Origin of the sequence: Streptomyces sp. NPDC001480, assembly GCF_042894725.1 — a bacterium.
Classification (GTDB): Bacteria; Actinomycetota; Actinomycetes; order Streptomycetales; family Streptomycetaceae; genus Streptomyces.
This window is the reverse complement of the sequence record NZ_JBIAVX010000015.1, coordinates 29969-50959: the sequence shown is the minus strand read 5'-3', so window position 1 is coordinate 50959 and position 20991 is coordinate 29969. Positions and strand designations below refer to the sequence as shown.

At 71.8% G+C, this 20991-nt stretch carries 18 protein-coding genes; 10 read left to right on the top strand and 8 right to left on the bottom strand.

The genetic code is table 11. The annotated features are described in order from the left end of the window. Positions 1–3: 3 nt before the first annotated feature. Positions 4–399 (bottom strand): nitroreductase/quinone reductase family protein, encoded by a 396-nt coding sequence (locus ACFY01_RS32780; protein ID WP_390739386.1) that lies wholly within the window; start codon positions 397–399, stop codon positions 4–6. 109 nt (positions 400–508) lie between these two features. Between ACFY01_RS32780 and ACFY01_RS32775 the strand changes: the two genes are divergently transcribed. Beyond that, the gene (locus ACFY01_RS32775) at positions 509–1516 is read left to right on the top strand and encodes a permease (protein ID WP_390739557.1); all 1008 of its coding nucleotides are present in this window, start codon (positions 509–511) and stop codon (positions 1514–1516) included. Continuing rightward, positions 1513–2277: a TIGR03943 family putative permease subunit gene (locus tag ACFY01_RS32770; protein WP_390739385.1), complete on the top strand. Its 765-nt coding sequence runs from the start codon at positions 1513–1515 to the stop codon at positions 2275–2277. Before ACFY01_RS32775 ends, ACFY01_RS32770 begins: the two co-directional genes overlap by 4 nt. 40 nt (positions 2278–2317) lie before the next feature. Here ACFY01_RS32770 and ACFY01_RS32765 read toward each other — a convergent pair whose 3' ends face one another. Beyond that, complete coding sequence (locus tag ACFY01_RS32765) at positions 2318–3820, bottom strand: CehA/McbA family metallohydrolase (RefSeq protein WP_390739384.1); 1503 nt, start codon at positions 3818–3820, stop codon at positions 2318–2320. Positions 3821–3962: 142 nt separating this feature from the next. Between ACFY01_RS32765 and ACFY01_RS32760 the strand changes: the two genes are divergently transcribed. The 5 genes from ACFY01_RS32760 to ACFY01_RS32740 all read left to right on the top strand — a co-directional run bounded on the left by ACFY01_RS32760 (position 3963) and on the right by ACFY01_RS32740 (position 9320). Then, entirely contained in the window at positions 3963–4802 is an 840-nt protein-coding gene (locus ACFY01_RS32760; protein WP_390739383.1) for an LLM class F420-dependent oxidoreductase, read from the top strand. A gap of 91 nt (positions 4803–4893) precedes the next feature. Then, positions 4894–5100, top strand: coding sequence for a hypothetical protein (locus ACFY01_RS32755; RefSeq protein ID WP_390739382.1), 207 nt, complete (start codon positions 4894–4896; stop codon positions 5098–5100). A 68-nt stretch (positions 5101–5168) separates the two neighbouring features. Beyond that, the gene (locus ACFY01_RS32750; RefSeq protein ID WP_390739381.1) at positions 5169–7754 is read left to right on the top strand and encodes a bifunctional FO biosynthesis protein CofGH; all 2586 of its coding nucleotides are present in this window, start codon (positions 5169–5171) and stop codon (positions 7752–7754) included. A gap of 133 nt (positions 7755–7887) precedes the next feature. Next, positions 7888–9018: an FAD-dependent oxidoreductase gene (locus tag ACFY01_RS32745; protein WP_390739380.1), complete on the top strand. Its 1131-nt coding sequence runs from the start codon at positions 7888–7890 to the stop codon at positions 9016–9018. A gap of 116 nt (positions 9019–9134) precedes the next feature. Further along, entirely contained in the window at positions 9135–9320 is a 186-nt protein-coding gene (locus ACFY01_RS32740; RefSeq protein ID WP_390739379.1) for a hypothetical protein, read from the top strand. A gap of 120 nt (positions 9321–9440) precedes the next feature. Here the strand turns inward: ACFY01_RS32740 and ACFY01_RS32735 are convergent, their stop codons facing one another. Beyond that, complete coding sequence (locus ACFY01_RS32735) at positions 9441–9938, bottom strand: DUF2165 domain-containing protein (RefSeq protein WP_390739378.1); 498 nt, start codon at positions 9936–9938, stop codon at positions 9441–9443. A 58-nt stretch (positions 9939–9996) separates the two neighbouring features. Next, on the bottom strand, positions 9997–10110 hold the full coding sequence (locus ACFY01_RS32730) for a DUF397 domain-containing protein (RefSeq protein WP_390739377.1): 114 nt from the start codon (positions 10108–10110) through the stop codon (positions 9997–9999). Positions 10111–10294: 184 nt separating this feature from the next. On the opposite strand from ACFY01_RS32730, the gene ACFY01_RS32725 reads away from it, so the two are divergent. Then, a complete protein-coding gene (locus ACFY01_RS32725) occupies positions 10295–11413 on the top strand; it encodes an ADP-ribosylglycohydrolase family protein (RefSeq protein ID WP_390739376.1) in 1119 nt (372 codons plus the stop codon). 5 nt (positions 11414–11418) lie between these two features. On the opposite strand, the gene ACFY01_RS32720 is transcribed toward ACFY01_RS32725, so the two are convergent. After that, positions 11419–12990 carry a sodium:solute symporter family protein gene (locus ACFY01_RS32720; RefSeq protein ID WP_390739375.1) on the bottom strand — a complete coding sequence of 524 codons (1572 nt, stop codon included), beginning with the start codon at positions 12988–12990 and terminating at the stop codon, positions 11419–11421. A 231-nt stretch (positions 12991–13221) separates the two neighbouring features. Then, entirely contained in the window at positions 13222–14010 is a 789-nt protein-coding gene (locus ACFY01_RS32715) for an SDR family oxidoreductase (protein ID WP_390739374.1), read from the bottom strand. Positions 14011–14110: 100 nt separating this feature from the next. Between ACFY01_RS32715 and ACFY01_RS32710 the strand changes: the two genes are divergently transcribed. After that, positions 14111–14950: a hypothetical protein gene (locus ACFY01_RS32710; protein ID WP_390739373.1), complete on the top strand. Its 840-nt coding sequence runs from the start codon at positions 14111–14113 to the stop codon at positions 14948–14950. A gap of 89 nt (positions 14951–15039) precedes the next feature. Here ACFY01_RS32710 and ACFY01_RS32705 read toward each other — a convergent pair whose 3' ends face one another. Next, the gene (locus ACFY01_RS32705) at positions 15040–16938 is read right to left on the bottom strand and encodes an MFS transporter (RefSeq protein ID WP_390739372.1); all 1899 of its coding nucleotides are present in this window, start codon (positions 16936–16938) and stop codon (positions 15040–15042) included. Between the two features lie 201 nt (positions 16939–17139). Then, positions 17140–19767, bottom strand: a complete 2628-nt coding sequence (locus ACFY01_RS32700; RefSeq protein WP_390739556.1) for a D-alanyl-D-alanine carboxypeptidase — start codon at positions 19765–19767, stop codon at positions 17140–17142. A 238-nt stretch (positions 19768–20005) separates the two neighbouring features. Between ACFY01_RS32700 and ACFY01_RS32695 the strand changes: the two genes are divergently transcribed. Next, positions 20006–20761: a GPP34 family phosphoprotein gene (locus ACFY01_RS32695; protein ID WP_390739371.1), complete on the top strand. Its 756-nt coding sequence runs from the start codon at positions 20006–20008 to the stop codon at positions 20759–20761. Positions 20762–20991 lie beyond the last annotated feature (230 nt).

Here is a 20991-nt window from a genome sequence, read left to right as displayed (position 1 = left end):
GCTCTACGGCCCCAGATCCACCCGTACGGTCAGCAGGCCGGTCCCCAGCACCCGCACCGCCGCGCTGTTCATCCGGGGCAGGTGACGCAGCCGGGCCACCGGGTCGTCGTCGGGCAGCAGCTGGGCGGTGCCGGTGTGCCACCGCCCCGCGATCCGGACCCGGACCGCCGGGTTCGCCTTGATGTTCCGTACGTACTGCGACCTCTCCCCGAACTCGGACACCAGCCAGAACGAGTCCCCGACCCGGCGGCCGCCCACCGGGGTCTGCCGCGGCAGCCCGGAGACGCGACCGGTGGTCTCCAGCACGGTCTGGAAGGGGAGGCGGCGCAGCACCGGATTGCCCACGCGGCGCTGGAAGCCGGTGGTGGCGCGGAAACGGAGGTCGGAGAGACGGGACATGGCCGAGAAGCTCCCTTGGAACGGGCTTGACCTGTGAGTGCAGCTTCCACGCTATGTTCGACCCGGCGTCAAAGGGGTGGGAGCTGGGGTGCAAAGGACAGTAGGACCGGTGGAGGCGGCGGAGGCGGGAGCCGCGGCCACCGAGGAGGACGCCCGCCCGGCTCCGCCCCGCTTCTGGCCGCTCCTGCTCCTCGCGGCGGCCGTACTTCCCGGTACGGTGATCGTCCTCGTCGGCCGCTGGTCGGAGGGCCCGGCGCTGCAAGCCTGGCGGACCGTGTGCCTGGCCGTCACCGTGCAGGCTATGCCCTTCCTTCTCCTGGGCACGGCCCTGTCCGGCGCGATCAACGCGTTCGTGCCCGCACGGGTCTTCACCCGCCTGCTGCCGAACCGCCCCGCGCTCGCCGTCCCGGTCGCCTCCGTCGCCGGGGCCGTGCTGCCCGGCTGCGAGTGCGCCTCCGTACCGGTCGCGAACAGCCTGATAGGCCGCGGGGTGACACCCGCCGCGGCGTTCGCCTTCCTCCTCTCCGCCCCAGCGGTGAACCCGGTCGTCCTGACCGCCACCGCCATCGCCTTCCCCGGCAACCCGGCGATGGTCCTGGCCAGGCTCCTCGCCTCGCTCGCCGCCGCCGCCGTCATGGGCTGGCTGTGGCTGTGGCGGGGGCGAGAGGAATGGCTGCGGCCGGCGGTCCGGCACACCGGCCACCGCCCGGGCCGCAGCCGCTGGACGGAATTCCGGCAGGGCTTCCAGCACGACTTCCTCCACGCGGGCGGTTTCCTCGTGGTCGGCGCCATGGCGGCGGCCACCTTCAACGTCACCGTCCCGCGCTCCGTCCTCGACACCTTCTCCGGCTCGCCCTGGCTGTCGGTCCTCTTCCTCGCCGGGCTGGCCGTGCTGCTCGCGGTCTGCTCGGAGGCCGACGCGTTCGTGGCCGCGTCCCTCACCGGCTTCTCGCCCGTCGCACGGCTCGCCTTCATGGTCGTCGGCCCCATGGTCGACCTCAAGCTGATCGCCCTCCAGACGGGCACGTTCGGCCGGGCCTTCGCGGTCCGCTTCTCCGCCGCCACGCTGGTGGTCGCCGTCCTGTGCGCCGCCCTGATCGGGGGAGTCCTGCTGTGAAGCGCCCGCTGACCGCGATCCTGCTCGCCCTCACCGGCGCGGGCGTGCTGTACGCATCGCTCCTCACCGACCTGTACCTGCGGTACGTCCGGCCGGGCATGCACCTGATGCTGGTCGCGTCGGGGGTGGTGCTGCTCGCGCTGGCGGCGGCGGAGGCGTGGTCCTGGCGGACCCCTGGGGCGGACGACTCCGACGGAGAGGACCACGGGCACGACCACTCGGGTGTCCCCCGCGCCGCATGGCTGCTGCTCCTGCCCGCGCTGAGCCTGCTCCTCCACGCCCCGCCCGCCCTCGGCGCGTACACCGCGTCCCACGCGGCCGCCAAGGAGGTCACCCGGCAGTCGCACTTCGACCCGCTGCCCGCGACCTCCCCGCTGCCGATCACGCTGACCGACTTCACCCAGCGGGTCCAGCAGGACCGGACGCAGGCCATCAAGGGCCGCACCGTGCGGATGACGGGGATCGTCACGCCCGCGGGCAAGGGCGGCGGCTGGTACCTGACCCGGATCATCATCTCCTGCTGCGCGGCGGACGCCCAGACGGTGAAGGTACGCGTCTACGGCACCCAGGCCCCCGCCGCCGACACGTGGGTCACCGTCACGGGCACCTGGCACCCGGGCGGCACCCTCGGCACGAACACCGCCCCGGCCGCCCTGGACGCCCGGACCCTGAAGAAGGTCCAGCGCCCGCTGAACGGCTACACGGACGACCTGCCGCTGCCGGGCATGGGCCTCGGCGAGTCGAGCAGGTGGTGGAACTGAGGCCACCGGCTCACGGACCGGCGCCGGTGCCGCCCCCCCGTCAACGCCCGAGGAAGATCGGGTTGGTGAGGGCGGCCAGCGCCCCCGGTACCGTGCCCGCCGCCGTCTCGTGGCGCAGCTCGGCCCGTGCGTAGGCGGCGTAGGCGGGGGTCGTGTGCCACTCCACCACCCCCGAGCCGGACACCGGCAGCGGGTCGCTCGTCAGTAGTACCCCCTGGTCGGTGACGATGCGGGCCGTGCAGCGCGGGGCGCCGGAGACTTCCAGGCGGACCGTCACCGGGGTGTCCGGGTCGGCCTCCAGTCGCTCCCCGATGCCCGCGTGCCGGCCCCGGCCGTCCGTCGCCGTGAAGGTCAGGGAGATGTTCTTGGACTCGGCGATGTACGAGCGGCCCGCGCGGATGCCCTCCTGGATGGCCTCGCGGGTCAGGTCGTCGGCCAGGACGACGGTCTGGGGGCTGCCGACGACGTCCGGGTCGCGGTGGGCGTCGCTGCTGCCCATCGCCGGGAGCCAGGCCCGGCCGCCCCGGACGGAGGCGACGAGCAGGTTGTCCCACTCGGCCAGCATGACCTCGTCGTCCGGCGTGTACGGGCCGTTCCACACCTCCACGGCGTCCGCCTCGACGAAGCCGAACTTCCAGCCGCAGCCGACGCAGGTGGCGTGCGGGTGGGCGGGGACCACCAGGCCGCCGGCCCGGTGGATCTGCCTCGCGAAGCGGCCGAAGCGGTTGTCCCGGGCGCGGTAGCGCCAGTCGACGAAGGTGCCGGGGTCGGTGCCGAGGGCCACCACGTGGCCGTTCCGTGTCGTGATCTCCTCGCCGAGCATGATCAGCAGGTCGTCCCCGGCGGCGTCCGCCCAGTGCGGGTGGGCGGAGTGCGTGTTGTGGTCCGAGGAGTTGATGAAGTCCAGGCCCGCCGCCCGGGCGAGGGCCGCGATCTCGGCCGGGGTGCGGCGGCCGTCGGAGTGCCAGGAGTGCAGGTGGCAGTCGCCCCGGTACCAGGCCCGGCCGCGGCCCTTGGCCCGGGAGGGCGGGTACACCGGGAGTGCCGTGGAGCCCGGTTCGCCGTACGTCAGCGTGATCGTGAGCTCGTACGTCAGGCCCTGCGGCGCGACCGTGTAGGGGCCCAGGGCGATGTGCCACGTGCCCTCCCGCACGGGGCCCGGGATGTAGCCGGGCGTGGCCTCGTCCGCGCGGATGAAGAACTCGGTGCGGGCGCCGCCCGACCAGCCCCTGAAGCCCCGGCCGCCGAGTTCGGTGCCGTGCTGGTCGAAGATGCCGATGTCGAGTGCGTTGCCCTGGGTGCCGGCCGGGACGGACGGCTTGTCGTAGGTGTAGGAGACCTTGATCTCCCGTACGCCTGAGGGGACTTCGACGGGTACGTACACGAAGTCCGGGGAGCCGGGCGGCAGTGTGCCCCGTACCGTCCGGGTCTCCTGGCCCTGGTCGTCCGCCGCCGCGAAGCCCACGCTTCCCAACGTAAGGGCGGCCGCCGCTCCCGTCACGAACAGGGCGCGTCTTCCGATGCCGTGCGTGTCGTCACACATGGGGTCACCGTCCTGTGCGGGCGTGAACTCTCCTCGTATGCAAGGGAATGACGAGTTGACAGCTTGTCATGAACGCACGCCCCGGTGGATGTGCCGACCAGTCGGTATGGACAGTCGACCCCCGCCCCGGTACATGTGGGACATGCGAATCGCCGTCACGATCTTCCTCACCGACGAGACCATCACCCCGGTCCGGCTCGCCCGTGAGCTGGAGCAGCGCGGGTTCGCCGGGCTGTACCTGCCCGAGCACACCCACATCCCGGTCGAGCGGACCACCCCGTACCCGGCCGGCGGCGCACTGCCGCGCGAGTACGGCCGTACCCTCGACCCCTTCGTCGCGCTCGGCCAGGCGGCGGCGGTGACCGAGCGGCTGGGACTCGGTACCGGGATCACCCTCGTGGCCCAGCACGACCCGATCGGCCTCGCCAAGCAGGCCGCCACGCTGGACCACCTCTCCGGCGGCCGGTTCACCCTCGGCGTCGGCTTCGGCTGGAACGTCGAGGAGGCCGCCGACCACGGCGTGGACTGGCGGACCCGGCGGGAACTGGTCCGGGACCGGATGGCGCTCATGCGGGCCCTGTGGGCCGAGGAGCCCACGGGGTACGAGGGCGAGCACGGGAGCGTGCGGGCCAGCCACGCCCACCCCAAGCCCGCACAGAAGCCGCGCGGGCCGGTCGCCGGTCCCCGCACCCTCGTCGGCGGGGCCGCCGGGCCCAAGCTGTTCGCGCACGTCGTGGAGTATGCCGACGGATGGCTGCCGATCGGCGGACGCGGGCTGACCGAGTCGCTGCCGGTGCTGCGCGCCGCCTGGGCCGACGCCGGCCGCGACCCCGCCGCCCTCCAGGTCGTGCCCTACGCCGTCCACCCGAGCCCGGGCAAGCTCGCGCACTACGCCGAACTCGGCATAGAGGAGGTCGTGGTGCAGTTGCCGCCGGCGGGGGAGACGGAGGTGCTGCGCGCGCTCGACGCGATCCAACCGTAAGATCTCGACTCGGGTCCGCATCGGATCGGCTTCTGACCATCGCCGATCGCAGCGGGCGGGGGGAGAGACTTCACTTGGGCAGGGTCGCGTCATGAGGCTCTACTGGCTGGTGCGCCTCGCGTTGCACATCAACCAATTCGGTTACAGCAAGGGACCGTTGCTCGGCACGCTCGGCACGGTCGCCGTGCTGCTCGGCGCCCTGGTGGCCGGTTCCGCACTGCGCCGCCACAGACCGGCCGACGTGATCGCCGGCGGCCTCGTGTGCGCCGTGGGCATCGGCTGGCTCGCCCTCCACTGAGCGCGGCGGCGGCCGGAGCGCCGGGGCGGCCCTGACTGCCCTGGTCACCGCACTCGTATGCTCGAAGGATGACGACTTCCGCGACCTCCGGAACCGGCCCCACCGAGAACTCCATGCGTCGCGCCCTCAAACGTGCCCGCGAGGGCGTCGCTCTCGACGTCGCCGAGGCGGCCGTGCTGCTCCAGGCGCGCGGCGCGGACCTCGAGGACCTCACCGCGTCCGCCGCCCGGGTGCGGGACGCGGGCCTCGAAGCGGCGGGCCGGCCCGGTGTCATCACCTACTCGAAGAGCGTCTTCATCCCCCTCACCCGGCTGTGCCGGGACAAGTGCCACTACTGCACCTTCGTCACCGTGCCCGGCAAGCTGCGCCGGGCCGGCCACGGGATGTTCATGTCCCCCGACGAGGTGCTCGACATCGCCCGCAAGGGTGCCGCCCTGGGCTGCAAGGAAGCCCTGATCACCCTCGGTGACAAGCCCGAGGACCGCTGGCCGGAGGCGCGCGAGTGGCTCGACGCGCACGGCTACGACGACACCATCGCCTACGTCCGTGCCATCTCCATCCGCATCCTGGAGGAGACCGGGCTGCTGCCCCACCTCAACCCCGGCGTCATGAGCTGGACCGACTTCCAGCGCCTGAAGCCGGTCGCCCCGTCCATGGGCATGATGCTGGAGACCACCGCGACCCGCCTGTGGTCCGAACCGGGCGGCCCGCACTACGGCTCCCCGGACAAGGAACCGGCCGTCCGGCTGCGCGTCCTGGAGGACGCCGGCCGCTCCTCCGTCCCCTTCACCTCCGGGCTCCTCATCGGCATCGGCGAGACGTACGAGGAGCGGGCGGAGTCCCTCTTCGCGCTCCGCAAGGTCTCCCGTGCCTACCACGGCATCCAGGAACTGATCATCCAGAACTTCCGCGCCAAGCCGGACACGGCCATGCGCGGCATGCCGGACGCCGAACTGGACGACCTGGTCGCCACGGTGGCCGTCGCCCGGCACCTGCTCGGCCCCTCCGCCTGCCTCCAGGCCCCGCCCAACCTCGTCGACTCGGAGTACGAGCGGCTCATCGGCGCGGGCATCGACGACTGGGGCGGGGTGTCGCCCCTGACCATCGACCACGTCAACCCCGAACGCCCCTGGCCGCAGATCGAGGAGCTGGCGCGGAAGTCCGAGGCGGCCGGATTCGAGCTGCGGGAACGTCTCTGCGTCTACCCGGAGTTCGTCACGCGCGGCGAGCCCTGGCTGGACCCGCGGCTGCTGCCGCACGTACGGGCGCTGGCGGACCCGGCGACCGGCCTCGCGGCACCGGACGCCCTGGTCGAGGGACGTCCGTGGCAGGAGCCGGAGGAGGCGTTCGTAGCGTCCGGCCGTACGGACCTGCACGCGTCGATCGACACCGAGGGCCGTACCTCCGACCGGCGCGACGACTTCGACGAGGTGTACGGCGACTGGTCCGCGCTGCGCGAGGCCGCCGCCCCCGGGATGGCGCCCGAGCGCATCGACACCGACGTACGGCAGGCCCTGCGCACGGCGGCCGAGGACCCGACGCGCCTCACCGACGAGGAGGCCCTCTCCCTGCTGCACGCGGACGGCCCGGCGCTGGACGCGCTGACCCGGATCGCCGACGACGTACGTAAGTCCGCCGTCGGTGACGACGTCACCTACATCGTCACCCGGAACATCAACTTCACCAACGTCTGCTACACCGGCTGCCGTTTCTGCGCCTTCGCCCAGCGCCGCACGGACGCCGACGCCTACACCCTCTCCCTGGAGCAGGTGGCCGACCGGGCCCAGCAGGCCTGGGAGGTCGGCGCGGTGGAGGTCTGCATGCAGGGCGGCATCCACCCCGACCTGCCCGGCACCGCGTACTTCGACATCGCCAAGGCGGTCAAGTCCCGCGTCCCCGGGATGCACGTGCACGCCTTCTCCCCGATGGAGGTCGTCAACGGCGCCACCCGCACCGGGATGTCCATCCGCGAGTGGCTGACGGCGGCCAAGGAGGCGGGCCTCGACACCATCCCGGGCACGGCGGCGGAGATCCTCGACGACGAGGTCCGCTGGATCCTCACCAAGGGCAAGCTGCCCACGGCCACCTGGATCGAGGTCGTCACGACAGCCCACGAGCTGGGCATCCGCTCCTCCTCGACCATGATGTACGGCCACGTCGACCAGCCCCGCCACTGGCTCGGCCACCTCCGCACGCTCGCCCGCATCCAGCAACAGACGGGCGGCTTCACCGAGTTCGTCACCCTCCCCTTCATCCACACCAACGCGCCGGTGTACCTGGCGGGCATCGCCCGCCCCGGCCCCACCACCCGTGACAACCGCGCGGTCACGGCGATGGCCCGCCTCCTCCTCCACCCCTGGATCCCCAACATCCAGACGAGCTGGGTGAAACTCGGCACCGAGGGCGCGGCGGAGATGCTCCGCTCCGGCGCGAACGACCTGGGCGGCACCCTGATGGAGGAGACCATCTCCCGCATGGCGGGCTCTTCTTACGGCTCCTACAAGTCGGTACGCGACCTGATCGCCGTAGCCGATGCGGCAGGCCGTCCGGCTCGGCCCCGCACGACGCTGTACGGGGAGGTACCGGAGGAGCGGCAGCGGGCGGCGGCTGCTTCGGACGGGCATCTGCCGGAGTTGCTGCCGGTGCTGGACTGACAGTCGATCTGCGCTGTCGGTCGTATGTCGGGGGGCCGTCGGTCGTATATCGGCGGCCCGTCGGCGGGGGTTGGCATCTTTCAGGAGACGGCAGCCCGGACTTCACCGGGCGGCCCGATCCCGAGGAGCGATCATGCACACCCCAGTCACGATCATCGGTGCCGGACTCGGCGGACTCACGCTGGCCCGTGTCCTGCACGTCCACGGCATCCCGGCCACCGTGTACGAGGCCGAGCCCTCCCCGCAGGCGCGCATGCAGGGCGGGATGCTCGACATCCACGACTACAACGGTCAGCTCGCCCTCAAGGCGGCGGGTCTGATGGACGAGTTCCACGCCATCGTCCTGGAGGGCCGCCAGGCGATGCGGGTCCTCGACCGGGACGGGACCCTCCTGTTCGAGCAGGCCGACGACGGCACGGGCGGACGCCCCGAGGCGATGCGCGGCGACCTGCGACGGATCCTGCTCGACTCGCTCCCGGCCGGCACCGTGCGGTGGGGGCACAAGGTCAGCGGCACCCGTAGCCTCGGCGACGGCCGCCACCAGGTGACCTTCGCCGACGGCGGCACGGTCGACGCCGGCCTGCTGGTCGGTGCGGACGGCGCCTGGTCACGGGTGCGGCCGCTGCTCTCCGACGCGATACCCGAGTACGTCGGCACGTCGGTCGTCGAGACCTACCTGTTCGACGCCGACACCCGGCACCCGGCCACCGCGCACGCGGTCGGCGGCGGGTCGATGATGGCGCCCTCGCCGGGCAGGGAGATCTTCGCCCACCGGGAGAGCGGCGACACCCTGCACGCCTACGTGGGGCTGTCCAGGCCGCGGGACTGGTTCGACGGCATCGATTTCGCCGATGCCGCCGCGGCGACCGCGCGGATCGCGGCGGAGTTCGACGGCTGGGCGCCGGAGCTCACCGCGCTGATCACCGACGGCGACACCGCGCCGATCCTGCGCACCCTCTACGCCCTGCCGGCCGAGCACCGGTGGGACCGGGTACCGGGGGTGACCCTGCTCGGCGACGCCGCCCACCTGATGGCCCCCAACGGCGAGGGCGCCAACCTGGCCATGCTCGACGGCGCCGAACTCGGCCAGGCCCTCGCCGAACACCCCGACGACATCGAGGCCGCGCTCACCGCGTACGAGCAGGACATGTTCCGCCGCAGCGCCGAGGTCGCCGCCGCTGAGGACGGCGAGCGCTACCGGATCGACTCCGAGCACAACACGGCCCAGGATCTGATCAGGATGTTCACCGAACACGGCCAATGAGCCACTCAGACCCCGAACTGCCGCTCTGCGGCGTACGGTTCACGGCAGCGATGTCGCGGATGCCGACTCCCCACGTGACGCACCGGTCAGACGCGAGCCAGTGAACGGGGGAACAGGTGGAGAACGAACGACACCGCCCTGATGCAGCGGACCTCGCCGTGGCCGGATGCGGATGGCTTCTGATCGTGGCCGTCATCGCCATGCCAGGACTCGCCCTGAACGACGGACCATTGACCGCGTACATGGCCGTCGTGGGCGGGGCGATCGGGTTCCTCTGGGTGCGCAGGAAGCTGTACCGCTGACTGGGCGAGTTACCGGCGGAGCACCACCGATGGTGCCACCGTGAGCTGAACGGACCGCCCTGAGCTGAACATCCGGCCTGCTCAGGGCGGCTCGCTGCTGCTGCGCCAGGCGCGAAGATGTCAGTCGTTCTCCTGAGCCGCCCCCGGCAGGTACGTCACCAGCAGCGCCACCCCCGTCAGCACGATCACCCGGGTCGCCGCGTCCAGGCCGTTCCACGTCTTCGACTGCCACATCGCGAACCACTCCCCGCCTATCGCGATGAACCCGGCGCCGAACAGCAGCAGGAGCATCAGCAGGCCGACGGTGGAGGCCTGGCGGGCGCGCGGGTGGTGGCGGGCCCACAGATACGTCGCCGCGATCAGGATCAGCGCCGCGAGCGTCTCCCAGACGATGATCGTCACGTACGCGGCGTCCTCCAGAGCGTGCGAGGTGATGGCACGCCACATCAGATCGTCGTCCTTGAACGTCGTGTCCATCGCGAGCACATGCCGGACGAACTGCTGGTTGGTGCCGAAGTCGGTGATGTTGCCGAAGGCGACGAGGGCGATGTAGAGGGCGACCGTGCCGGTCAGGAGGGTGGCGGCGAGCCATGGGGCACGTGTGGCTGATGTGGTCATGACCGGCTTCTTTCCCCCGGGTGACCACCGTGTCCCGTACACATTGAGCCAGAATGCGTCAGGCGGAACGACCCGCGAACGTCACGAACTCGGCCCACGGCGCGCCCTTGAGGGCGAGTTGGGCGCCGTGCTTGTTCTTGGAGTCGCGTACGTGGAACGTCTGCAACGTCACGTGGTACGGCTGACGCCCGAGTGACAGGGGCCACCGCCCAGCACGCCCGCCCCCGCACGGAACCGACCGCCCACGTTCACTCCACCCACACCCCGCCCCCGATCCGGCCCCTCTACCGACCGTCCCCGTTCGATTACAGTGCTGCGCGTACGTACGTACGGACGGTGCCACGTGGGAGGTCAGGATGGTGGCGGCATCCGGGGCCGTCTGGGGGCGTGCCGAGCAGCAGGACTTCCGTGGCCGGGTGCGGGGGACGCTGCTCGGGGTTGCCGTCGGGGACGCGCTGGGGGCGCCGGTCGACGGGCTCAAGGTGGAGGAGATCCGGGCGGGGTACGGGGTGGAGGGCCTGGTCGATCTGGCGGTGGGGTACGGGCGGCGCGGTGCCGTCACGCACCACACGCAGCTCACCCTCTTCACCGTGGACGGGCTGATACGGGCCCAGGTGCGCCGGGACACGGGGGCCTGGCATCCGCCGACCGATGTGCACCGGGCGTATCTGAGATGGGCGGCGACGCAGCGGGACTGGGGTCCCGACGAGCGGCGCAAGGAAGACGGATGGCTGGCCCGGGAGGAGTGGCTGTACGTGCGGCGGGACCCGACGCGGGCACTGCTGCTGGGGCTCGGTGACGAGACCATGGGCACGCTGGAGTCGCCCAAGAACTCGGGCGAGCTGGGGCCCGAGGCCGTGGCCCGTTCCGCGCCGTTCGGGCTGCTCGTCGGGTGGGAGCCGCAGCTGGTGGTGCAGCTGGCCGTGGAGTGCGCGGCCCAGACGCACGGACATCCCACCGCCTGTCTGTCGGCGGGCGCGTACGCGGTGATCGTGCACGCGCTGGCCCGCGGCGAGAGCCTGGACGGCGCCGTGCAGCGGGCGCTGGCCCTGCTCGCCGCCCGGCCGGGGCACCAGCCGGTGTCCGACGCCCTTCAGCACGCGTTGGGCGCCGTACGGCAGGGGATGCCGTCACCGGCCAGGGTGGAGGAGCTGGTGGGGGATGGCGCGGCGGACGGGATGCTGGCCGGCGCGGTGTACTGCGCGCTGGTGGGGGAGGACGTACGGCACGGGCTGTGCCTGGCGGTGAACCAGGGCGGGCCCTCCGGTGCCGCCGGTGCGCTGACCGGTGGGCTGCTCGGGGCCCTGCACGGCGAGACGGCCCTCCCGCCGGCCTGGCTGGCCGAGCTGGAGGGCCGTCCGACGATCCTGGAGCTGGCCGACGACTTCGCCATGGAGATGACCCAGGGTCCCGCGCTGCACGGGCCGGCGGGGTCCGCGCCGGGGTGGCTGGCCCGCTACCCCAGGGGCGGGTAGCCGCGTCAGTCCTTGGCCGGGGCGGTGACCATGTCGTCGCCCGCGCCGGCGGGTGCCGGGACCGCTGCCGTCGCGCCGTCGTCGTCCGTGTTGATCCGCTCGATGACGGCGAGGCGTTCCGGGGTGTCCTCGGGCTTGATGTAGCCGATGAGGATGTAGAGGACCAGGGAGACGGCCAGCGGGACCGAGACCTGGTACTGGAGCGGGACGCCGCCGTCGACGTTCCAGTTGATCGGGTAGTTGACCAGCCAGAAGGCGAGCAGGCCCAGGGCCCAGCTGGTGAGCGCGGCGGTCGGGCCGGAGCGGCGGAAGGGGCGGAGCAGGCCGAGCATCATCGGGATCGCGATCGGGCCCATCAGGCCGGCCACCCACTTGATGACGACGGTGATGATGTCCTTGAAGGCGGGGGAGTTGACCTGGGTCGCCACCGCCATGGACAGGCCGAGGAAGACCACCGTGGTGACGCGGGCCGCGATCAGGCCGGAGCGCTGGCCCCACTCCCGGGCCCGCTGGGAGAACACCGGCGCCGCGTCCCGGGTGAAGACGGCCGCGATGGCGTTCGCGTCGGAGGAGCACATGGCCATCGTGTGGGAGAAGAAGCCGACGATGACCAGGCCCAGCAGGCCGTGCGGCAGGAGCTGTTCGGTCATCAGGCCGTATGAGTCCGAGCCGTCCGGTTTCTTGGCGTGGACGAGGAGCGGTGACACCCACATCGGGAAGAAGAGGACGACCGGCCAGACCAGCCAGAGCACCGCCGACAGCCGCGCCGACCGCTCGGCCTCCCGCGCGCTGCCCGTCGCCATGTAGCGCTGGGCCTGGTTGAGCATGCCGCCGTTGTACTCGAACAGTTTGATGAAGAGGAAGGCGAGCAGGAAGACGGTTCCGTACGGGCCGACCAGAGGCTTGCCGTGGCCGTGCAGGGCCGGCTGGTCGAAGGCGTCGAAGAGGCCGATGCCCTTGTCGTTCAGCTTCAGTACGACCGCGACGAACATGGAGATGCCGGCCAGCAACTGGATGACGAACTGGCCGAGTTCGGTGAGGGCGTCCGCCCACAGGCCACCGATCGTGCAGTAGACGGCCGTGATCGCGCCCGTGATGAGGATGCCCTGGTTCAGGGTGACGCCGGTGAAGACGGACAGCAGCGTCGCGATCGCCGCCCACTTCGCGCCGACGTCCACGATCTTCAGCAGCATGCCGGACCAGGCGAGGGCCTGCTGGGTCTTCAGGTCGTACCGGTTCTTCAGGTACTCCAGCGGAGAGGCCACACGAAGCCGCGACCGCAGGCGGTTGATCCGCGGCGCGAACAGTTTCGAGCCGATGGCGATGCCCAGCGCGATCGGAAAGGACCACGTCACGAAGGACGTCACGCCGTAGGTGTACGCGATGCCCGCGTATCCGGTGAACATCACCGCGCTGTAGCCCGACATGTGATGCGAGATGCCGGACAGCCACCACGGCATCTTTCCGCCCGCCGTGAAGAAGTCGCTGACGTCGTCCACGCGCTTGTGCGACCAGACGCCGATCGCGATCATCACGCCGAAGTAGCCGATGAGCACGACCCAGTCGAGACTGTTCATGCGCTCCCCTCCCAGGGTCCGCCTTGTGAACTCCGCTCAGCTGGCTGGCACTTCGCATAAGCGGAGCGTGGACGGGGAAGGCCGCGAAGTGCCCGCTCATCGTGGGTGGGGTTACGCGGGCACGACAAGCGAGCGTAAGGTCAAGAGCAAGCAAAAATGTTCTGCTCACTGACCTTGGTTCATCTATATGAACAGTCCCAAGTGGCTGGAAATGGCGGGTGGGTGGTTGGCTCAGCGCATCAGCTCCCCGGCGTTCACCAGCAGCGACTGCCCGGTGATGGCCCGCGCGCGGTCCGAGGCCAGGAAGGCCGCCGCGTCGGCCACGTCCCCGTCCGTCGCCAGGTCGGGCAGCGCCATCCGCTCCGTCAGCCGCCCCAGCACCTCGGCCTCCGGCACGCCCTCCGTGTGCGCCGTGAACTGCACGTACGCCTGCACCGGCGGACCCCACATCCAGCCCGGCAGCACGGTGTTGACCCGGATCCGGTGCGGGCCCAGCTCCCGGGCCAGGGAGTACATGGCGCTGGTCAGGGCGCCCTTGGAGGCCGCGTACGCCGCCTGCTTCACCTGGCTGGGCGCGGCCACCGCCGACTGCGTGCCGATGAACACCACCGAACCGCCGCCGCCCTCCTTCAGTGCGGGCAGACAGGCCCGGGTCATCCGCAGAGTGCCCAGCAGGTTCACGTCGATGACCGACTGCCAGGTCGTGAGGTCGGCGTCCTCCAGCCCGCCGAAGTACGAGTCCCAGGCGGCCACGTGCACCACCGCGTCCAGCCCGCCGAACCGCTCCCGCGCCAGGGCGGCCAGCGCCTCGCACTGGCCCTCGTCGGTGATGTCGGTCGCCCGGTACGCGGTCCGGGTCCCCGCCGGGTCGATCTCGGCCGCGCTCTTGGCGAGGTTCGCCTCGGTGCGGGCGCCGAGCACCGCGTTCCCGCCGTCCCGTACGACGGCGGCGGCCACCTGGTGACCGAGCCCGGCCCCGACGCCCGACACGACGACCGTCTTGCCGTCCAGCAGTGACATCCGGGCCTCCCGGGGGATGGCGAAACATCTGACGGGGCGTCAGAGTATGGGCGTGCGGCGGAGGACGGAAGAGGACGGAAGAAGAAGGAAGGGGAACGGCATGAGCGAGGAGACCCGCAGCGAGACGTACGCCGAACTGGCCGCCGTCGGCCCGTACGGAGTGCGCCCCGGCCATGCCCTGATCACCATGGTCGAACCGCACCCGGGCCACGAGTACGCGTACAACCGCTGGTACGAGGACGACCACTACTACGCCGGTGCGATGGCCATGCCATGGATGTACGCGGGCCGCCGCTGGGTCGCCACCCGGGACCTCCAGCTCCTGCGCCACCCGGAGAAGTCGGCGGTGGCCCAGCCCGTCACCGCCGGCTGCTACCTCTCCACCTACTGGGTCACCGACGGCCGCTACGACGACCACATGAAGTGGACCGTCGCCATCAACAAGCGCCTCAACCGCGACGCCCGCGTCTACCAGGACCGCACCCACGTCTTCACGGCCTTCCAGGACCACGAGGCCACGGTGTACCGGGACGGCGCGGCCGGCCCCCGCGACTTCCACGCCCTCGACCACCCGTACCGGGGCCTGGTCCTCGAAGTCGTCGACGCCGACAGCGCCGGGCAGCGCGCCGAACTGCTGGAGTGGCTGCGCTCCCGCCACCTGCCCAAGCGCGTCGCGGGTTCCCCGGCGGCGATGGTGACCGTCTTCCGGCCCACCCCGCTGCCCGGCGACCGCATGACCTACGTCAAGCAGGTCGAGGGCGTCGACACCCGGTTGACCCTGCTGTGGTTCCTGGAGACGGACCCGCGGGAGTGCTGGGAGCGGTACTTCGCGGGCCTCGACGAGCAGGTGACCGGGTCGGGGCTGGGGCGGGTGGAGCTGGTGGCGCCGTTCATCCCGACGGTGCCGGGGACGGACCGGTACGTCGACCAGCTCCGCTGAGCGTCAACGGCCCGGCGGCCCCGGGCGGTCACGCGCGGACCGGGGTGGCCTCGCGCGGACCGGGGCGGTCACCGCGCGGCCCGGGCGGCTCACGGCTCCTTCAGCTCGTCCGGGCACGGCGTACCCCTGGGCAGCTGATACGGCGCGGCGAACCGGTACGTCCCCGCCTTCGGCGCGACCAGCATCGTCCACTTGTCACCCTTGGCGTCCTCCGGCGTCTCCATCAGACAGCCGTTGACGTTGTCGTACGTCTTCGGCGTGCCGTCGGACCGGTGCTTGGACGCCTGGGTCTCCTGGGGCGGCTTCATCTTCTTGCCCTCGGCGTCGACGATGCTGAGCCACGGCGAGTAGGGGATGCGGATGAGGATGCGGCCGGCCTTGCGGACCTCGATGGTCATCTCGCCCTGCTCCGCCCGGTCCACGACCGCGTTCGGCTCGGCGAGCGGGGCCGGGTCGGTCACCCGGAACAGCTGCCAGTTGGCGTCGCCCCAGATCTGCGTCAGGTACGGCATCCCGCGCCGCACGAGGGCCCGCTCCCGCTCCCCGCCGTCGCCGTCCGGCTCGTCCTTGGGCAGGACGACGAAGTGGACGGCCCAGCGCTGGAGCCACGCGTGGTAGTTCGACGAGTCGAGGGTGCCGTCGTAGAAGAGCGGGTTGCGCTCCATGTCGGCCTGGCGGAGCCAGCCCCGGGCCAGGTTGACGTACGGCGCGAGCGCGGAGGCCTCGCGGTGCGAGCGGGCCGGGACCACCTCGACGCGGCCCTTCTCGGCGCCGACGTGCTGGAGTTCGTTGACTAGCGGGGCGAGCTCGCGCGCCCACGACGCGTCCGGGGTCGTGTGGATGATGTCGTCGATCGACTTGTAGCCGATCCACCCGACGAAGCCGAGGAACGCCAGCACCGTCGTGTACCACTTGCGCGAGCGCGGCACCGTGAACGGCAGCGCCGCGATCAGTGTCACACCCGCGAACAGCATCGGCAACCGCGAGATGTTCGACCCGATCTGCGAGCTGAACAGCCAGACCAGCACCACCGCGAGGCTGAAGACGGCGGCGGTCAGCCGTACGGTCTTCCACTCCTCGGGGACGAGGAACAGGCAGAGCAGTCCGTACAGCAGCGGCATGACGACCGAGCCGATCGTCATCGGCTGGGTGCCGGAGAAGGGGAACAGCCACGTCGACACGGCGACCACCGCCGACGGCGCCAGTCCCAGCGCCCAGGCGCCCGGCCGTCTCTTCTGGAGGAACAGCGCGGCCGCGACCAGGCCCACGAACAGGCCCGCGACCGGCGACGACATGGTGGCCAGCGCGGCGAGCGGTGCCGCGACCAGGGCCTTCGCCCAGCGTTTGTACCGCCAGCGGTACGGCCAGCAGAACACGGCCGCGACCGCGCCCAGCGCGAACACCGTGCCGAGGGCGAAGGTCACCCGGCCCGAGATCGCGTTGCAGATCAGCGCGAACACCCCGGCCAGCGCGGCCCACAGCGGGTTCTTCACCGCCCGGCTGCGGATGAGGACCACCGTCAGCAGGCCCGCCGACAGCGTCCCCGCGATCATCAGCGTCGTACGGACCCCGAGCACCGCCATCAGATACGGCGACACCACGCTGTACGACACCGGGTGCATACCGCCGTACCAGGCCAGGTTGTACGCCGAGTCCGGGTGCCGGCCGACGAACTCCGCCCACGCGTCCTGCGCGGCGAGGTCACCGCCGCTGTTGGCGAACGTGAAGAACCAGATGACGTGCAGCACACCGGAGAGCGCGGTCATGGACAGGGCGGGGTGCAGGAGCAGCCGCTGCCGGAGGGGCTCGGCGGCGGCCGGCAGCCGCGTCCGGCGACCGACGGGGCTGTCCGCGACGGGGCTGTCCGCGACGGGGCCGTCCGCGACGGGGCCGTCCATGGCCGGGTCAGCCGCGGACGGGCGTATTCGCGGGCCGGTCCCCGGGCCCGTATCGGTGTCGTCGGCGCGTGTCGGCTCCGCAGTGGCCACCTGAAGGCACTCCCCGTGTCCCGTCTTCTGTTCTCGGCCGCTTCGCTCGGTGGTCCCGGCCGCTTCCTGTCCGATTGCCGGCCGCTTCCCCTCGGCCGACTACCCGCCCCGTTTCGTGACGCTAGCACGCACCCCGCCGAGGGGCTCGGTCGGCGGGGTGCGGGGGCGGCGCACCGGGCGCCGCGGGTCAGCCGATGCGGGTCAGCGGATGCGGGTCAGCTTGCTGCCGAGGCCCGGCTCGGTGAGGTCCTTCTTCAGGGCCACCGGCACCTTCACCGCACCGCTCTTGCCGTCGCCCACGGTGAGCGTGCCCACCTGGGTGCCGGCCTCCGCGGTGTGCGGTACCTCGCCGGCGGCGAAGGACAGCTTCGCCTTCAGGCCGGCCCAGCCGACCGCGGTGACGTCCTTGGTGACGACGACCGGGGTCCGGCCGCCGAGACCGTCGTCCACGTACCCGACGACGTCACCCTTCTTCAGGATCTTCGCCGAGGTCAGCGCGTCCTTCGCGGCGGTCAGCGCGGTCTTGCTGACCGCGTTGACCGTCTCGAGGATCCGGGGCTTGTGCTGGCCGAGGATCGCGCCGACGACGGTGACCGTCTCACCGCCGACCTCTTTCCTGGCGGCGAAGAGCAGGTTGCCGCCGGCCGCGGTGGTGCTGCCGGTCTTGATGCCGATCGCGCCCATGACGTAGGGGAGCGTGTTGGGGTTGGGCCAGTTCTTGTGGGTGGGGTCGTCCCAGCTGGCCGCGCTGGTGATGGCCGTCAGCACCGGGTTCTTCACGACCTCGTTGCCGAGCTTCACCTGGTCCTCGGCGGTGGAGACCGTGGTCTCCTTCAGACCCGAGGGGTCGGTGTACGTGGTGTGCGTCATACCGAGCTTCTTGGCGGTGGCGTTCATCTTCTTGACGAACGCCGCCTCGGAGCCCGCGTCCCAACGGGCAAGCAAGCGCGCGATGTTGTTCGCGGACGGAATCATCACGGCCGAGATCGCCTGCTTCTCGGTGAGCTTGTCGCCCTCCTTCACCGTGTCGAGGGTGGACTCGCCGGCCTTGTTGTAGCCGCCCTCCTTCTCGGCGGTGGCGTCCACGGTGATGGACGGGCCCTCGGCGCCCGCCTTCAGCGGGTGGTCCTTGAGGATGATGTACGTGGTCATCGTCTTGGCGACGGAGCCGATGGCGACGGGAGTCTGCTTGCCGAAGCTGCCCATCGTGCCGATGCCGGCCCCGTCCATCCAGCCCTGTCCCTCGGCGGGCCAGGGGAGGCTGGTCTTGCCGTCGAACGTGTACGTCTCCTCGGCGGTCAGCGCGAGGGTGGGCGCCGGCAGCGGGCGCATGGCCTGTACGACCGCAAAGATGACCGCCAGCAGGAGGGCCAGCGGGGTCCAGATCTTGACCCGGCGCACGATCGTGCGGACCGGGGTCTCCGGGGGCGGGGGCGTGTTCGTCAGCTCGGCGAGCAGATCCAGCGGGGGCTTCGGCGGAAGCGGCTGCTGGGTGGTGCGCTCGGGGCCGATCTGGGGGACGGGGGTGGTGGCGTCGGCGGGCGCCGGCGCGGCTGCGGGCTTTGGCGTGGCCGCGGGGGTGGGCTTGGGGGCGGTCGGCTTGCGGGTGGACGGGTCGTCGAGGGGCTTGAGCGCGACGAACTTGCTGGTGCGCTCGGGGTCCGACTCGGGGGCCTTCGGCTTGCCGCCGACCTTGAGCATGGTGGTCGGCTGATCGACCTGCCGCTTCGGGGCCTTGAAGACGGCGGTGGGCTGATCGACGGGCTTGTCCTTGCCCTTGCCGTTGCCCTTGTCCTCGGCTGCGGGTGACGCCTGCGGGGCGGAGTCGCCGTCGGCGGCCTCCGGTTCGGCCTCGGCCTCGGCTTCGGCCTCGGTGTTCCCGCCCGCACCACCCGTGCGGGTCTCGTCGTCGGCTGCGGGTGGCCCCTGCGGGGCGGAATCGCCGTCGGCGTCCTCGGGTTCGGGGTTGGCGTCCGCCTCGGGGTCAGCGGGCTTGTCCTCGGCCTCGGCTTCGCCTTCGGCCTTGGTGTTCCCGCCCGCACCACCCGTGCGGGTCTCGTCGTCGGCTGCGGGTGGCCCCTGCGGGGCGGAATCGCCGTCGGCGGCCTCGGGTTCGGGGGTGGCTTCCGCCTCGCCGGTGGCGTCGATGTCCGCTTCTGGCTCGGTGTCAGTAGGCTCGTCCGAGTCTGCGGTGGCGTCCTCGTGTTCGTCCGCCACGTCCGTCACGTCGGTCTCGGCGTCCGAGCCCGCCCGCGCGGCAGCCTCGCCGTCCTCGCCCGGGTCGTCCTGCGTCACCTCACTGCCTTCGGCCGCCGGCACGGCACCCGCGGCGTCGTCGTCCCCGGTCTTCTCGTCCTTGGCGGCCTGCGCCTCGGCGCCATCCGCTTCCGAGGCCTTTGCCCCGCCGTCTTCCGCCTTGGCGGCCTGCGCCTCGGCGGCGTCCGTCCCGGAGGTCTTCGCCTCGGCGGCATCGTCCTCGGCGGCCTTCGCCCCGGCGGCGTCCGTACCGGAGGTCTCGGCCCGTGAGGCACCCCCCGCCGGCTTCTCCTCCTCCGTCGGGTCTCCGGACCGTACCCAGGCCGCCACGGCCTCGCGGAGGCGGGTGTCTTCCTGTTGGGCGGGGGGCTTGGCGTCGGAGTTCAGTTCGCGGGTCGAGAGGACCTTGGTCGCCGTGTCCACGGCGCCGCGCTCGTCGGACTCGCGGGACACCGCGGATCGCGGATCGCGGGCCTCGGGAACCGGACCCGCCTTCCCCGACGTCGGTTCAACCGACGACTCGCGCTGCTTGGACCTGTCGGGGGACTCGCCCGCCACCGATGCCTCCTCCATGTGACGCATGTCACCGTACGCCTGCCGAACCGACCGCCGTCCGGCGGCCGAACACCCACCCGGGACAAGGCCTCCCCGCCACTGTCCGAACCATGTACCAGTGTCCTGTGTGCGGGCTTGTCCCCTGCGGTAGACGAGAACGACATACCTACCGGTTCCCTTACGAACCGGTCACGCGCTCTCGACAGACCAATGTGAGAGGGGTCACCCTGTCATTCATCCACGCGGGGAGGCATGGATGGGCAGGAGCCGCAGAACACTTCCGGAGGAGCTTCTGCTGCTGGCACTGGACCCGGCCACGGGTACCACTGCACAGCCGCAGTCGCTCGACCTAGGTCTGGCCGGAGCGCAGCTAGTGGAGCTGGCGCTGGCCGGACGGATAGCCCCAGACGGGGATCGTATCGCCGTGGTGGCACCACGGCCGACAGGAGATCCAACACTGGACTGCGCGTTGGAGTTGCTGCGAAGGCGTGGCGCTCCGGTACGGGCCGTCCACTGGATCGGCGGACCGCGTCTCGGGCTCCGCCAGGTCTACCTCTCGCATCTGGAGCGGTGCGGCATGGTGCATGCCGTGGCGGGCCAGATGTGCGGAGTGCTGCCGACGACTCGTTACCAGGCGACGGACACCGCCATCAGCCGGGAGATCCGTGCCCGACTGGATTCCGCGATCCGCACCGGCGTACCGCCGGACCCGCGGACCGCGGCGCTCGCCGCCCTGGCGCACGCGGTCGGCCTCGGCAAGCACCTGTACCCGGGCAATGAGGGACGCTCCTCACGGTCCAGGCTCAGGGATCTGATCAGGCACGACCCCATGGGCGGTCTCGTCGCGCACGCCGTGATGGACGTCCAGAACGGTGCGGCGGCCCAGCCGCGCCGCAGCCCGGCCCCGGCCGGCCGTCAGGCCGGACCAGGCGCCAGGCCCGCACCGGAACCCGCGCGCGGCGTTCCGATGCAACCGCGCCACGGATCCATGGCGCGCGTCGTGGCCCACTGAGCCGCAGTACCACGGCACCCACGCGGCACGGCAGCGCCGCAGAGCACGACCGCAACGCCGCACGACCGCACCGCCGCACAGCCGTCCCCAGACCCGGTTCGGGAGCCGCTGGTTCGAGCGGGGTGGGGGGGGCCCCCCGGGCCCCCCCCCCCCCCCCCCCCCCGGGGCGGCCGCGGCGGCCGGGGGGCCCCCCCCCCCCCCCCCCCCCGGCCGCGCCAGGGGGAGGGGCG

What these genes read in the sequence shown, in the direction of transcription:
- ACFY01_RS32780 (WP_390739386.1), bottom strand. Translation starts at nt 399, where the DNA reads ATGTCCCGTCTCTCCGACCTCCGTTTCCGCGCCACCACCGGCTTCCAG.
- ACFY01_RS32765 (WP_390739384.1), bottom strand. Translation starts at nt 3,820, where the DNA reads ATGTGTGACGACACGCACGGCATCGGAAGACGCGCCCTGTTCGTGACG.
- ACFY01_RS32760 (WP_390739383.1), top strand. Translation starts at nt 3,963, where the DNA reads ATGCGAATCGCCGTCACGATCTTCCTCACCGACGAGACCATCACCCCG.
- ACFY01_RS32755 (WP_390739382.1), top strand. Translation starts at nt 4,894, where the DNA reads ATGAGGCTCTACTGGCTGGTGCGCCTCGCGTTGCACATCAACCAATTC.
- ACFY01_RS32750 (WP_390739381.1), top strand. Translation starts at nt 5,169, where the DNA reads ATGACGACTTCCGCGACCTCCGGAACCGGCCCCACCGAGAACTCCATG.
- ACFY01_RS32745 (WP_390739380.1), top strand. Translation starts at nt 7,888, where the DNA reads ATGCACACCCCAGTCACGATCATCGGTGCCGGACTCGGCGGACTCACG.
- ACFY01_RS32735 (WP_390739378.1), bottom strand. Translation starts at nt 9,938, where the DNA reads ATGACCACATCAGCCACACGTGCCCCATGGCTCGCCGCCACCCTCCTG.
- ACFY01_RS32725 (WP_390739376.1), top strand. Translation starts at nt 10,295, where the DNA reads ATGGTGGCGGCATCCGGGGCCGTCTGGGGGCGTGCCGAGCAGCAGGAC.
- ACFY01_RS32720 (WP_390739375.1), bottom strand. Translation starts at nt 12,990, where the DNA reads ATGAACAGTCTCGACTGGGTCGTGCTCATCGGCTACTTCGGCGTGATG.
- ACFY01_RS32715 (WP_390739374.1), bottom strand. Translation starts at nt 14,010, where the DNA reads ATGTCACTGCTGGACGGCAAGACGGTCGTCGTGTCGGGCGTCGGGGCC.
- ACFY01_RS32710 (WP_390739373.1), top strand. Translation starts at nt 14,111, where the DNA reads ATGAGCGAGGAGACCCGCAGCGAGACGTACGCCGAACTGGCCGCCGTC.
- ACFY01_RS32700 (WP_390739556.1), bottom strand. Translation starts at nt 19,767, where the DNA reads ATGGAGGAGGCATCGGTGGCGGGCGAGTCCCCCGACAGGTCCAAGCAG.
- ACFY01_RS32695 (WP_390739371.1), top strand. Translation starts at nt 20,006, where the DNA reads ATGGGCAGGAGCCGCAGAACACTTCCGGAGGAGCTTCTGCTGCTGGCA.